Source organism: Streptomyces sp. WAC03905, assembly GCF_057371075.1.
The window spans coordinates 7,486,112-7,499,390 of record NZ_JBXYDZ010000003.1 but is presented as its reverse complement, the minus strand read 5'-3'; the positions used below and the strand labels follow the sequence as shown (position 1 = coordinate 7,499,390).

The 13,279-nt window shown below is 74.0% G+C and carries 11 protein-coding genes; all 11 read right to left on the bottom strand.

Translation table 11 applies throughout. From position 1 onward, the window contains the following. Positions 1-83 precede the first annotated feature (83 nt). Positions 84-869 (bottom strand): DUF4328 domain-containing protein, encoded by a 786-nt coding sequence (locus AC2RP6_RS36450; RefSeq protein WP_486450094.1) that lies wholly within the window; start codon positions 867-869, stop codon positions 84-86. Positions 870-1,046: 177 nt separating this feature from the next. Continuing rightward, entirely contained in the window at positions 1,047-1,280 is a 234-nt protein-coding gene (locus AC2RP6_RS36445; RefSeq protein ID WP_486450093.1) for a hypothetical protein, read from the bottom strand. A 332-nt stretch (positions 1,281-1,612) separates the two neighbouring features. After that, entirely contained in the window at positions 1,613-2,272 is a 660-nt protein-coding gene (locus AC2RP6_RS36440; RefSeq protein ID WP_486450092.1) for a maleylpyruvate isomerase N-terminal domain-containing protein, read from the bottom strand. Between the two features lie 25 nt (positions 2,273-2,297). Further along, positions 2,298-2,624, bottom strand: a complete 327-nt coding sequence (locus AC2RP6_RS36435) for a hypothetical protein (RefSeq protein ID WP_486450091.1) — start codon at positions 2,622-2,624, stop codon at positions 2,298-2,300. Between the two features lie 98 nt (positions 2,625-2,722). Next, positions 2,723-5,344, bottom strand: a complete 2,622-nt coding sequence (gene rph, locus AC2RP6_RS36430) for a rifamycin-inactivating phosphotransferase (protein WP_486450090.1) — start codon at positions 5,342-5,344, stop codon at positions 2,723-2,725. Between the two features lie 167 nt (positions 5,345-5,511). After that, positions 5,512-7,161, bottom strand: a complete 1,650-nt coding sequence (locus AC2RP6_RS36425) for a vWA domain-containing protein (protein ID WP_486450089.1) — start codon at positions 7,159-7,161, stop codon at positions 5,512-5,514. A 524-nt stretch (positions 7,162-7,685) separates the two neighbouring features. Beyond that, a complete protein-coding gene (locus AC2RP6_RS36420; RefSeq protein WP_486450088.1) occupies positions 7,686-9,809 on the bottom strand; it encodes a xanthine dehydrogenase family protein molybdopterin-binding subunit in 2,124 nt (707 codons plus the stop codon). A 38-nt stretch (positions 9,810-9,847) separates the two neighbouring features. Next, positions 9,848-10,879: an FAD binding domain-containing protein gene (locus AC2RP6_RS36415; protein WP_486450087.1), complete on the bottom strand. Its 1,032-nt coding sequence runs from the start codon at positions 10,877-10,879 to the stop codon at positions 9,848-9,850. Next, positions 10,876-11,553, bottom strand: a complete 678-nt coding sequence (locus AC2RP6_RS36410; RefSeq protein ID WP_486450573.1) for a 2Fe-2S iron-sulfur cluster-binding protein — start codon at positions 11,551-11,553, stop codon at positions 10,876-10,878. Before AC2RP6_RS36410 ends, AC2RP6_RS36415 begins: the two co-directional genes overlap by 4 nt. Positions 11,554-11,740: 187 nt before the next feature. After that, positions 11,741-12,337, bottom strand: coding sequence for an NADPH-dependent F420 reductase (locus AC2RP6_RS36405; RefSeq protein ID WP_486450086.1), 597 nt, complete (start codon positions 12,335-12,337; stop codon positions 11,741-11,743). An 85-nt stretch (positions 12,338-12,422) separates the two neighbouring features. Further along, positions 12,423-13,271 carry an inositol monophosphatase family protein gene (locus tag AC2RP6_RS36400; RefSeq protein WP_486450085.1) on the bottom strand — a complete coding sequence of 283 codons (849 nt, stop codon included), beginning with the start codon at positions 13,269-13,271 and terminating at the stop codon, positions 12,423-12,425. Positions 13,272-13,279: the final 8 nt, after the last annotated feature.

Below are 13,279 nucleotides of genomic sequence, written 5' to 3'. Positions count from 1 at the left end.
GCCAAAACGGCACCCCGGCGCGGAGGTTCTCCCGATGGCCCCGCGCCGGCGGCTGGCGGAGCCGGATCGGTGCGGTCGGCCCGTCAGACGCTCGCGTAGGGGCCTTCGGCGGCCATCGTGTTCTGCATCGACGTCAGCCGCCGGACGAAGAGGACGGCGAGCACGCCGGCGCTCATGGTGGCGAGGTCCGCGACGATGCCGAGCTTGCCCACCGCGAGCAGCTCGTCCACGGTCTCGGCGTCCATGTAGAGCCGGCTGAAGACGCGGCCCACGATCGCCGCGAGGACCCAGACCACCCACCAGGACGTCAGCAGCGTGGCGGGCGCCGGGCGGTCGGAGCCGTCGGGGCCGCGCTGGGTGCTGGCCCGCCAGGTCTGCAGGGCGATCCGGTAGGGCAGGAACAGGTGTGCCACGGGGACGAACCAGGCGCCGATCGCCCAGCCGCGGCCCAGGGTGAAGGCATCGGGGCGGAAGATGCCGCCGTTGCCGCGCACCCGATGGAACCAGATGATGAAGACGACGATCGTGGGCAGCAGCGTGAGCATCTGGAGCAGTCCGGCGACGATGGTGAGCGCGGGCGACAGGCCGAGTTCGAGGTCGTCGAAGTGGGTGTCCCCCGCGAACCCCTTCATCCACGACTGCTCGTACGCGCCTGCTCCGGCGGAGAAGAGGTGCACCGCGCCGGCGGCGCCGAGCAGCCAGGTCAGGGCCGTCGCCAGGCCGTTCGGGGAGCGCAACTCGCCCTGCGGCGCGGGCGGCACCGCGTGGACGGGGCCGCCGGGGTACGGATGACCGGGGTACGGGTGACCGGGCGGGACCGGGCCGGGCTGCGGGTACGGCGGCGGCGAACCGGGCGCGCTGAAGGACATGACGGTGGACCCCCCACGGGTGCGGACGACAAGCGGACGGCCCCGGCCGGTCGGGCCGGGACCCCCGAGAAGATATGCCGGTCCCGCACCGAAGTCCACACGGTTTCTGCTGGTCAGCCGCCCAGGGAGAGCAGCAGGCTTCGTACCGCCGCCGCTCCGCGGCCGGGGCGCGCCGCTTCAGATGATGTGGATGCGTTCGAGGGCGCCGGCGGTGTCGCGGATCATCAGGTCGTTGCCCTTGGCCCGCTCGCTCTCGATGAAGCCGAGCAGGAGCACCGCCCGGTTGATCACGTCGGACTTGCTGACGCCGCTCGCGGCGGTCAGCTCCGACACGATGGTGACCGCCGGCGGGCACAGGGTCACGGAGTACCGCTCGCTGTCGGGATGCGGGGGAAGCTGCTGCTCGTCCATGGTGCTGTCCTTCCTGGGGAACCTCGGGAACCGAGGTGCACCATGGTTGCACCAAAACCGCACAGTCGTACACCAATTTTACGCACCGGAGGCCGGGGGGGGTGCTGTGGGTGGCGCCGACTGCCACCCACAGCGGACCCGGGCGGCCCGTCGCGCGGGCGCGCTCGACGCGCGCCCGCCGCGGTGGGCCTGCGGGTCACCGGTCCGGTGCCGCCCCGTCGTCGCGGCGTGGGACCGGGGTCCTCGGGGGTCCTTCCGGCTCCCCTCACACCCGGCCTTCGCCGCGGTCCGCGCGCGGGATGGGCCGTCGACCGCGGCTTCCCCCGAACGGGCTAACCCAGGATGAGCGGGAACGTCACCGCCGCGGCCCGCAGTTCGGCGCGCTGCGTGTCGGTGGGCGTGCTGCGGCCGGTGCCGATCAGCAGGGCCGTGCGGTCGCTGAACGAGGTGGGGAACGCCGCCCCGGCGATCCGTTCCAGCATGGCTCGGGAGCGGGCCAGGCACTCCGCGGGCGGCCGGGTCGGCGCGTCGGGGAGGTGCGCGATCAGGTCGAGGTGGTGCAGCGTCCACTCCAGGACGTACGCGCCGAGGTAGTCGGCCACCGTGAGGACCTCGTCGCGGGTACCCACCAGGGCCTTCGGATCGGCGAGTTCCGCGGCGCGGCCGGCGGCGGAGCCGACGTCGTCGAGGTGGAAGCGGAGCAGGCGCGGGTCCCCGTACGCGGCGGCCAGCCGTACGGTCAGCGCGTCGAGCGGGTCGTCGCCGGTCGGCGGCCGGTCCTCGACGTGCCAGTAGGTCACCGCGTCGACGGTCGGCGCCGTCGCGGCCGGCGTGGCCAGGGTGATCAGGACGTCCTGGGCATCGATGACCAAGTGGCACACGAGGTCCCGTACGAGCCAGCCGGCGCAGCCCGACGGCCGGGCGAAGTCCGGGTCCGGGATCTCGGCGACCGCCGTGCGCAACGCCGTCCAGGAACGGGTGAAGAGGTCCACACCGGCACCGTAGTGGACGCCGGCGCTACTCGGTGAGTTCGCGACGGGCCGGGCCGGCCGCGCCGGGCCGGGCACGCTCGGGGAGCCGGGGGCCGTGCCCCTGGCGGTGGGAGATGGTCAGTACGGCACCCACCCAGACGACGACGCCGGTCCAGACCACGGCCTCGGAGCCGGAGAAGCTTCCCACCACGAGCAGGGAGACCGCCCCCAGCAGGAGCGCGACCGTGCCGAGCCGGCGGCGGGCGGCCGCTCGCCCCCCGCGCCGGCCGGCGCGGGCCCGAGTGCCGCTGAGTTCTGCGAGCAACTGGTCCCAGGCCGCCGTCTCCTGCGGTGTGAGTCCGTTCCCGGCCATCTGCGCCTCCTCTGCTGCCGGCCCCCGGGGACGCGGTTGCCCGCCTGGGGCCCGAGCATGTACGCGACGGGCCGGGCGGGCGGCGGCGCCGTCGCCCGTCAGGGCAGGATCTCGACGTACCCGTCGGCCCCGTGCACCCGGATGCGCTGGCCGTCCCGGATCCGCCGGGTGGCTCCCTCGACGCCGACGACGGCCGGCAGGCCGTACTCGCGGGCGATCACCGCGCCGTGGGTCATCAGACCCCCCACCTCGGTCACCAGTCCGGCGATCCCGACGAACAGCGGCGACCAACTCGGGTCGGTGAAGGCCGTGACCAGGATGTCGCCCGCCTCCAGATCGGCCCGCGCCATGTCGAGGACGACCCGCGCCCGGCCCTCGACCGTCCCGACCGAGACCGGTACGCCCACCAGCGCGCCGGCGGGGGCGTCGTCCCGGCGGTAGGCCCCGGTGAGGGCCTCGCCGTCGGAGGTGAGCACCCGGGGCGGGGTCAGCGCGTGGTACGCCCGGAACGCCTCCTCTCGCCGGCGGACGAGCTGCGGGTCGACCGGCCGGCCCGAGCGCACGACCTCGTGGAACTCCTGGAAGGTGAGGTGGAAGACGTCGTCCCGTTCGGCGAGCAGGCCCGCCTGCACGAGCCGCTCCGCTTCTTGCGTCAGTGCCTGCTTGTAGACGAAGTAGCGGCTGATGATGTTGTACTTCGGGTACTCCCGGTACCCGATGAAGGTACGGACCCGTTCGATCATCCGCCGGGTCTCCTCGGCCTTCGCGTCCCCGCCGGGCAGGGCGCGCAGGCGCGACAGCACGTCCTGTTCCTTGCGCTGCGCCTTCTGCCGCCCCAGCTCGAAGCGACGCGCGGCCGCGCCCGGCTCGAAGTTGCGGACGTGGTCGAGGATCACGGGCACCAGCGCGCCGGGGTGTTCGCGCCAGCGCGGCCTGGTGATGTCGATCTCGCCGACGCAGCGCATGCCGTACCGGTCGAGGTAGGCCTCGATGGCGTCCCGCGCCCGCGGTCCGCCCTCGACCTTCGCCAGCCCGTCCAGGTAGCCGTCGTCCTGGACGCCCCGCAGGAACTCCACCACCTCCGGCAGCGGACGGATGACGTCCGCGACGTCGAGCAGGGCGAGCCCCATCTCCGACGTGATGTTGCCGGGGGCGGACAGCGTCAGCGTGTCGGCGGCGTTCTTCTCCCCCAGCCACTGCTCCAGCTTGTCGTTGAGCCACCATGTGGCCTCCATGCCCGCCATGATCGCCTGGATGCTGAGCGGGTCGCTGAGGACGCGCTTGTGCTCCTCGAAAGCCTCCAGCAGGAAGTCGAACAGCGCCGGTCCGCTCTTGCTCCGGATGCCGCGTTCCAAAGCGGCGAGGGACACCCGGCTGCGCTCGATCAGTTCGGCGACGACGGCCGGATCGGTCTCGATCGGGTCGGGCGCGCCCGCGGGCGACGGCCCGCCGGGGCCCGGGTCGGGGCGCGGGGCGACGAAGTCCCCTCGGTCGAGGACCGTCTCCAGTGCGTCCCGAACCAGCGGGTCGCCCTTGCCGAGGGCGTCCAGGAGGGCGGCGCGTGCCGTGGGCGTGGCCAGGCGCGGGGTGACGTCCACGAACAGCCGCCCGCCGGCCTCGTGCATCGCCACCATGGCCGTCAGCTGCCACATGGAGTACCCCAGCGCCTTCATGGGGTCGGTCATCATCTGCGCGTGGCCGACGGACACGTAGACGCGGTTGTCCCCGTCCCCGTCCCCGTCCCCGTCGGCGTGGACGGGGACGGGAAAAAGGGTGGTGATCGGACGGCTCTGCACGATCTGGAAGTCGTCGTCCACCAGGCACCATTCGATGTCCTGGGGGCTGCCGAAGTGCGCTTCGATCCGCCGTCCGAGCCCGGCCAGCCGTACGGCCTGCGCATCCGTCAACGCCGGCTGCTCCTGTCGCGCCGCGTCGACGGCGACCTCCTGCGTACCGCCCGCCGGCAAGGCGGTCAGGGCGCGCTGCTTGACGTTGATCGTCCGGGCGAGGACCGCGCCGTCGCGCACCGTGAAGACGTCGGGGTTGACCAGGCCGGAGACCAGTGCCTCGCCGAGTCCGAATCCGGCGTCCACGGTGGCGACCTGGCGGTTTCCGGTGACCGGGTCGGCCGTGAACAGGACGCCGGACGCCTGGGGGAAGGCCATCCGCTGCACGACCACGGCCATGTGGACCGTGCGGTGGTCGATGCCGTTGCGGTGGCGGTACGTCACGGCGCGCTCGGTGAACAGCGACGCCCAGCAGCGGCGGATGTGGTGGAGGACCGCCGTCGTCCCCACGACGTTGAGGTAGGTGTCCTGCTGGCCGGCGAAGGAGGCCGTCGGGAGGTCCTCGGCCGTCGCGCTGGACCGTACGGCGTAGGCGGCCTCCCGGTCGCCGGACCGTGCCAGGGCGCGGGTGACCGCCTCCGCGAGGTCGTCCGGGACGGCGGTCCCCTCGACGGTCCGGCGGATCCGCGCGCTCAGCGTGCGGATCGCCTCCCGGTCGTCGGGGTCCACGCGCGCCAGGCGGTCGAGGAGATCGTGCACCGCGGGGGCCTGTTCGATGATCCGCCGGAAGGCCCCGGTCGTCACGCAGAAGCCGCCCGGCACGCGGATCCCTTCGATGCGCGACAGCGCACCCAGGTGGGCGCCCTTGCCGCCGACGGTCGCGACCTGGGTCTCGTCCACCTGGTGAAGGTCCCACACGTACTGCTCGTTCACTGCGTTGCCTCCGGGGTGTTCACGGGTCGGGCGTTGATTCTGCGCCCTGTCCGGGCCCTTGCGGCAAGCCCCCCGTCACGCTATAAGTTGAGAGTGGCAAGGAGAGTGCTCTCCTTGCCCTTCTCGTTTCCGGGCCCGCTTCGGGGGTTTGGCGTCCCGCGGGGGCGTCAGCCCAGCAGTCGGCGGGCCTGGCTCACCGCCTCGGAAAGCTGCCGGACCTCCGGGTCCTCGGTGCGCTCGGCAAGGCGGGCGGTGATCTCCGAGAGCCTGCCCGGACCGACCGCGCCCGGAACCTCCTCCCAGCCGCCTCCCCGCTCGCGCAGCGACGAAGCGAGGTACGCCGCCGCGGCCGTGACCTGGAAGCGGGGCGGCGCCTGGTCCCAGCCGCCGCCGGTCAGTGCGGAGGCCTCCACCCGGGCGGACTCCTCGTGCGGGGCCCGGCCGTCGGGGTCGAGCCAGCGCACGGTGGCGGTGGCCACGTGTCCGGACGCGCCCGGCCGCAGCCGCACCGCGTACAGGGCGGTCACCGTGTGGCCGGGGCCGACTTCGCCGCCGTCCACGGAGTCGTCGCGGAAGGCGTCGTCCGCCACGCGCCGGTTGTCGTATCCGATCAGCCGGAACCGTTCCACGTTGCGCGGGTCGAAGGAGACCTGGGCCTTGGCGTCGCGGGCGCGCAGCTCGACCTGCGCGGGCAGCTCGTCGCAGAAGACCCGTCGGGCCTCCTCCTCGTCGGAGACGTAGACGGTGTGCCCGTCGCCCTTGTCGACCAGCCGTTCCATGAACGCGTCGTTGTAGTCGCTGCCCACGCCGACCCCGAAGAGGGTGATCCCGTGGTCGCGGCGGGCGCCGTCGATCCGCGCCAGCAGGGCGTCGGCGGAGGTGGTGCCCGTGTTGGCGAGTGCGTCGGACAGCAGGACGACGCGGTTCATGGCGCCGGCCCGGCGGCCCTCGACGGCGATGTCGTAGCCGCGGGTGACACCGGCCTCCACGTTGGTGGAGTCGGTGGGACGGAGCCGGTCGACGACCTGGTGCACGCGGCGGCGGTTTCCGTCCAGGCGGGTCATCGGGAGCCGGGTCTCGGCCTCGCCGCTGAAGGCCACGACGGCGACCGAGTCGTCGCCGCGCAGCCGGTCGGTCATCAGGTCCAAGGACCTCCGTACCAGGTCGAGACGGCCGGGCTCGGCCATCGAACCGGAGATGTCGACGACGAAGGTCAGGGCGGCGGGCGGCCGCCGGTCCTGGCCCGGGCCGGCCCGGGTGGCGAGCCCGACGCGCATCAGCGACCAGTCCGCGGCGTCGGTGCGGGCGCCGTCGACGGTCACGGAGAAGCCGTTGCCGTCCGGCTGCCGGTAGTCCTGGCGGAAGCTGTTGACGAACTCCTCGGGGCGCACGGTCGCGGGGTCGGGGAGCTTGCCGTCGGCGAGGGTCCGGCGGGCGTAGCCCCAGCTCGCGGTGTCCACGTCGAGCGCGAAGGTGGAGAGGTGGTCGACGGGCGGTGCCCCGGTGCGGAGACCGTCGTCCTCGCCCTCCTCCGCTCCGGCGGCTCCGTCCGCCCTGCCGCCGGCCCCGGGCCCGCTCCGGCCGGGGGCCGGAGCGGGCTTGCCGCCGCCGGTCCGCGGGCCCGCCCCCTGGGAGGTGCCGCTGCTGCGGCCGTGGTCGTTGCTCTGCGAGGCGCTGCACCCGGAGATCAGCACCGCGGCGGCGGTGAGTGCGGCGAGCAGGGCCGGCCCTGCCGGCCGGCTGGTGCGGTTGCGGTTGCGGTTGCGGTTGCGGGTACGGCCCCTGCCGGGGTCGCGGCTCGGCGTGCGCAACGTCATGGTGGCCCCCTTCGGACGGTGGGTGTCTGCGAATGTGACGTGCGCGAAGGGGAGTTGGAGCCGTCGGGGGTGTTGCGAACGCGTCTCGGAACGACAACGGCAGGCGGAACGTCAAGCTCTGGCGGAGATGGGGACACGATCACGTCGCGGAAGGCAACCCCGGGCGGGGCGCCGAACGGCACGGGAAACGCGGCGCGCGCTGCGCTCCTGGGATCGAGGCGTGGGGTATGCTGGATCTTGTACTCGCGGCCGGGACATCCGGTCGGCGGGGCTCGCGTTGGTGGTCCAAGGAAAGACACCCCACTTCCCGTGGGGGGATGCAGGTGCAAGGCCTGCCCAGCGCTCGATCAAGGCCCCGGCCTCCACTCGGAGACCGGGGCCTTCGCCGTACCCGGGGCCGGTGGCCGCTGTTGCGGTGTCGGGCTGAGGGGGCGACTCCGACCCCTGCGACGTGAACCAGCGGCACGCCTGCTCGCCGCCCTCGGCCACACCGGCGATGCCGGGGTGGCCGGAGAGCCGTCAGGTCACCGCGGGCGGTCGGCGTCGCGGGCCAGTGCGGTCAGCACACGGTCCGGCGTCAGGGGCAGTTCGCGCACGCGGCGGCCCGTGGCGCGGCAGAACGCGTTGCCGATCGCGGCCGCCGTCCCGACGATGCCGATCTCGCCGATGCCCTTGCTGCCCATGGGATTGAGGTGCTTGTCGTGTTCGTCGATCCAGTGCGCCTCGATGACGGGCACGTCCGCGTGCGCCGGGACGTGGTAGGCGGCGAGGTCGCTCTCGGTGAAGTCGCCGAACTCCGCGTCCATCGTGCTGTGTTCGGTCAGTGCCATGCCGAGTCCCATGACCATGCCGCCCTTGAACTGCGACCGTGCGGTGAGCGGGTTGAGGATCCGGCCGGCGGCGAAGACGCCCAGCAGGCGCCGTACGCGGACCTCCCCGCTGACGGTGTCGACCCGCACCTCGGCGAAGTGCGCGCCGAAGGCGTGCCGGGAGTACGGGGACTTCTGCTTGGCGGACTGGGTCGTGTCGGCGGACGCCGACAGCCCCTCGGCCGGCAGCGGCCCGGGATGGCGCTCCAGACGCGCGGTGAGCGCCGTACAGGCGTCGTGGACGGCCCATCCCCAGGAGCCGGTGCCCGAGGAGCCGCCCGCGAGCGAGGCCGCGGGCAGGCCGGTGTGCCCGACGGCCACGGACACGGAGTCGAGCGGAACCCGCAGGGCGTCCGCCGCCACCTGCTTCAGGACGGTACGGGCGCCCGTGCCGATGTCGGTGGCGTTGATCTCGACGAGGTAGCGGCCGTCGGGGCGTACGTGCGCCCGGGCGGTGGACGGCGCGATGAGGACGGGGTAGGTGGCGGCGGCCACTCCGCTGCCGACCAGGTACGGGCCCTGCCGACGGGGCTCGCGGCCGTCGGCCCAGCCGAACCGCTCGGCGCCCTCGCGCAGGCACTCCACGAGGTGCCGGCTGCTGAAGGGGTGGCCGCTGTCGGGTTCGGTGCGGGGCTCGTTGCGCACGCGCAGTTCGATCGGGTCGAGGCCGAGGGTGTCGGCGAGTTCGTCCATGGCCGATTCCAGGGCGTACATGCCCGGGGCCTCGCCGGGGGCGCGCATCCAGGACGGCGTGGGCACGTCGAGGGCCACCACCCGGTGGGTGGTGCGGACATCGGGCACGGCGTACATGACGCGCGCCGGTACGGCCGCCTGTTCGACGAACTCCCGTACCCGGGAGGTGTGGGTGGTGACCTCATGGGTGAGGGCGGTCAGCGTGCCGTCGCTCCGGGCGCCGAGCCGGACGCGGTGCAGGGTGGGGGCGCGGTGGCCGACGGTCGCGGGCAGGTGGGCGCGCGGGAGGGCGAGTTTGACGGGCCGGCCGTAGTGGCGCGATGCCATCGCCGCCAGGACCACGTGCGGCCGCGGGGTGCCCTTGGAGCCGAAGCCGCCCCCGACGTGCTCGGAGACGACGGTGACCTCGTCCTCCGTCAGCTTGAGGAGTGCGGCCAGCGCTGCGCGGACGGGGCCGGCGCCCTGGCTGGAGTCGTACACGGTGAGGTGGTGGCGTTCCGCGTCCCAGTCGGCGGTGGCGGAGTGCGGCTCCATGGGGTGGTTGTGCAGGGGCGGCACCGCGTACGCGCAGTCGACGCTTACGGGGGCGGCGGCGAGCGCGGCGTCCGGGTCGCCCTGCTCGCGGTGTGCCGGATGGCCTCCGTTGGCCACTTCCGGGGTGTAGGCGCGCGGGTGGTCCACGGTGAGGGTGACGTCGTGGGGGTCGGCCTCGTAGGTGACGCGGACCGCTGCGGCGGCGGCGCGGGCGCCCTCCAGGGTGTCGGCGACGGCCAGGGCCACGTACCAGCCGCGGTGGGGCACGTGCGGGTCCTGGAGGAGCTGCAGGGTGGGGTCGTCGGCCGTGCCGAGGCGGGGTGCGTCGTACGGGGTCAGTACGCCGATCACCCCCGGCACGGCGGTGGCGGACGCGGTGTCGACGGCGGTGACGCGGCCGCGGGCGATCGTGGCGGGCACGGGCCAGGCGTGGGCGCAGTCGGGCGGTGTGCGCTCGGCGGCGTAACGGGCGGCTCCGGTGACCTTCTCGCGTCCCTCGCTGCGCCGGGCCGGGCTGCCGAGGGCGGACGGGCGGTCGGGCAGGGTCGGCATCGCGGATCCCCAATCCTTTCGGGGGCTGGTCGGGGCGGTCATGGCTGGTGGTGGGCGGGTGCGGCGCCGGAGGGCGGGGCGGACGCGGCGCGCAGCAGGGTGGTGAGGGCGTCGCGGGCGAGATTGCGGGCGAGACCGACCTTGAAGGCGTTGCCGGGCAGGGGCCGGGCCGCGGCCAGCTCCGCGTCGACCGCGTCCCGTACGGCCTCCTCGGTGGGCACGGCGACGGTGAGCCGCCCCTCGGCGGTGGTGGCGCGCCAGGGCCGGTGGGCGAGGCCGCCGAAGGCGAGGGAGACGTGGCGCACCCGGCCGTCGGCCAGTTCGAGCACGGCGGCGACCGAGGCGAGGGCGAAGGCGTACGAGGCCCGGTCGCGCGCCTTGCGGTACAGGGAGACCGAGTCCGGCGCGGGCGGGGGCAGGAGCACGGCGGTGACGATCTCGCCCGGGCGGATGACGGTGTCCCGTTCGGGGTGGTCGCCGGGGAGCCGGTGGAAGTCGGCCGCGGCCAACCGGCGGGTGCCGTGCTCGCCGCCGTAGAGCTCGATCTCGGCGTCCAGGGCGGCGAGGGCCACCGCCATGTCCGAGGGGTGGGTGGCGATGCAGTGCGCGGAGTGGCCGAGGACGGCGTGGTCGCGGTGCACTCCGTCGCGGGCCGCGCAGCCGGTACCGGGCTCCCGCTTGTTGCAGGGCTTGGAGATGTCCTGGAAGTACGGGCAGCGGGTGCGCTGGAGGAGGTTCCCGCCGGTGGTGGCGACGTTGCGGAGCTGGCCGGACGCGCCGGCGAGGAGGGCCTGGGACAGGGCGGGGTAGCGGGTCCGGACCAGGGGGTGCACGGCCAGGTCGGTGTTGGAGACACCGGCCTCGACCCTGAGTGCTCCTGCGGGCAGCTCCTCGATGTCGTGGAGGGGCAGGCGGGTGAGGTCGATGAGGGTGTCGGGGGTCTCCACGCCGTGCTTCATGAGGTCGACCAGGTTGGTGCCGCCGCCGAGGTAGCGGGAGCCGGGGTGGTCGGCGTAGGCGGCTGCCGCCTCCTGGAGGGTGGTGGCGCGTACGTAGGCGAAGGGCTTCACGCGATCACGTCCGGGGTCGGGGCCGCGCGTGGCGGGGGCGGGGGGTCGTCCTGGCCGACGGGCTCTGACCGGTCGGCGGCCTCGGGCCGGCCGACGGACCCGGCCGCCCCGGCGGCGGCGCAGGCGGCGACGGCGTCGGAGATCCCGTTGTACGCGCCGCAGCGGCAGAGGTTCCCGCTGAGCCGCTCCCCGATCTCCTCGGGGCTCAGCACGACCGGGCGGGCGGTGTCGGCCGCGGCGGCCGGGTCGGTGACGTGCGAGGGGTGTCCGGCTGCGGCTTCCCTCAGCACTCCGACGGCGGAGCAGAGCTGCCCGGGGGTGCAGTAGCCGCACTGGAAGGCATCGTGCTCGAGGAAGGCCTGCTGGAGCGGGGACAGGCCGCCGTCGGGGGCGGTGAGCCCCTCGACGGTGGTGATCTCGGCTTCCTCCAGGGCCACGGCCAGCAGCAGGCAGCTGTTGGCGCGGCGGCCGTCGACGAGCACGGTGCAGGCCCCGCACTGGCCGTGGTCGCAGCCCTTCTTGGAACCGGTCAGGTCGAGCAGCTCGCGCAGGGCGTCGAGGAGGGTGACGCGGTGGTCCAGGTCGAGGAGGTGCGGCCGGCCGTTGACGTGCAGTACGACGCGGGACCGGTGGGGGCCGGCGGCGGTGGGTGGGGCGGCCTGCTGCGGGTGCAGGGGATTGCGTACATGTGCAGCCACGACTGCCCTCCGTGTCCGGTTGCGTCAGGTGTGCCCTGGCGCCTTCCCCGACCATGCCGTGCCATACCTGCCCGGTGCCGTCGACTCTCCGAGCGGACCTGCGATGCGGACGGCCCTGCGGCACGTACGGCCCTGCGACGCGCACGGCCCTGCGACGCGTGGTTCAGCGGGCGAGGGAGAGCGCGAAGGGGGCGAACCCGTCGGCGCGGATCACGTGCGGTACGAACAGGACCGCGGCCTCGGTGGCGCGGGCGGTCCGGACACCGCCGAGGTCGGTGATCCAGTCCTGCTGCCAGCCGAGGTCGGTGAGCAGGGCACGGACGGCCGCCTTGGCCTCCGGGTCGTCGCCCGAGAGGAACGCGGTCGGAGGCTGCGCCAGCATCGCCGGAGCGGTCATCACCGGGAAGAGCATGGTGTTGAGCGTCTTGACGACGCTGGTTCCGGGGAGTGCCTCCTGGAGCTGTTCGGCGAGGCTGGAGCCCGGGTGGAGCAGGTCGGCGGGCAGTCCGTCCGGGCCGTCGGCGGTGGCGTTGGAGACGTCGACGAGGATCTTGCCCCGCAATTCCTCGCGCAGGGCGGTGAGACGTTCCAGTGATCCGGCGCCCGGTGTGGCGTTGATGACGATCCGGGCCGTGCGGGCGGCGTGCGCGGCCGCGCCGGGGGTGCGGTCGGCCACGGTGACCCGGTGTCCGGCGCCGGTCAGGGCGGCGGCCAGGTTGCCGCCCACGCGGCCGTTGCCCAGTACTGCGATCTCGGTCATGTCGTTCCGTTCCTCTGGGATTGTGCGGGGTGTCCGCGGGTCCGTGCGGGTGTCCGCGGGTCCGTGCGGGTGTCGGCAGGTCTCGTCAGGACCGGCGGGACAACGTGGCGACGGCGCCGGTGTGGACGCCCGGTGCGGCGGCCAGGAAACTGCTGCTCTGCGGGGTCCAGGGGCGGCCCTCCGCGTCGGAGATCCGTCCGCCGGCCTCCTGGACGAGGAGCGCGCCGGGCAGGAGGTCCGCCCGGGCCCCGGCGAACTGCCAGAAGGCGTCCGTCCTGCCGGCGGCCACATGGACCAGGTGCAGGGTCGCGGGCACGGAGGTGCGTACGACCAGGGCGTCGAAGAGCATCGCGGTGATCGAACGGCCGACGCTCCGCACGACCTCCGCGTCCTCGTCCGGCCGGGCCTGGCTGGTGGCGACGATGCCCAGGCCCAGGTCCGCGGTCCGGGAGACGCGCAGGGGCCGGCCGTCCAGGTGGGCGCCCGCACCGGCGAGCGCGGTGTAGGTCTCTCCGCTCAACGGCAGGTGGACGACGGTGAGTACCGGCAGGTTGTCGCGTACGAGGGTGGCGGTGACCGCCCATTCCGGCAGGGCGTGCAGGTGGTTGACGTTGCCTTCGGCCGGATCCACGACCCACCACTCGCCGGCGGGCAGCGCTCCGCCGTCGAGCTCGTCCTCCACCCACCCGGCATCCGGCCGGAGTTGCGTGAGACGGGGACGCAGGATGGCGAGCGCCGTGTCGTCGTTGGCCGCGAGCGCGTCCATCAGCTCTTCGCGGGTGCCGTGGGGCACCACGTCACCGAAGCGCTCGCGCAGCGCCGCACCGGCCGTACGCACCGCCAGGACGGTGTCGGCGAGCAGGTCGGTGTCGGAGGAGATGAGCGGGGTGGTGACGGGGGTGGTCCCGGGCCGGGTCTGCAGCGTTCCGGACATGGTGGTGC

Coding starts and splice junctions, on each gene's coding strand:
- AC2RP6_RS36420 (WP_486450088.1), bottom strand. CDS start 9,809: ATGCCGACCCTGCCCGACCGCCCGTCCGCCCTCGGCAGCCCGGCCCGG.
- AC2RP6_RS36425 (WP_486450089.1), bottom strand. CDS start 7,161: ATGACGTTGCGCACGCCGAGCCGCGACCCCGGCAGGGGCCGTACCCGC.
- AC2RP6_RS36400 (WP_486450085.1), bottom strand. CDS start 13,271: ATGTCCGGAACGCTGCAGACCCGGCCCGGGACCACCCCCGTCACCACC.
- AC2RP6_RS36445 (WP_486450093.1), bottom strand. CDS start 1,280: ATGGACGAGCAGCAGCTTCCCCCGCATCCCGACAGCGAGCGGTACTCC.
- AC2RP6_RS36435 (WP_486450091.1), bottom strand. CDS start 2,624: ATGGCCGGGAACGGACTCACACCGCAGGAGACGGCGGCCTGGGACCAG.
- AC2RP6_RS36405 (WP_486450086.1), bottom strand. CDS start 12,337: ATGACCGAGATCGCAGTACTGGGCAACGGCCGCGTGGGCGGCAACCTG.
- AC2RP6_RS36450 (WP_486450094.1), bottom strand. CDS start 869: ATGTCCTTCAGCGCGCCCGGTTCGCCGCCGCCGTACCCGCAGCCCGGC.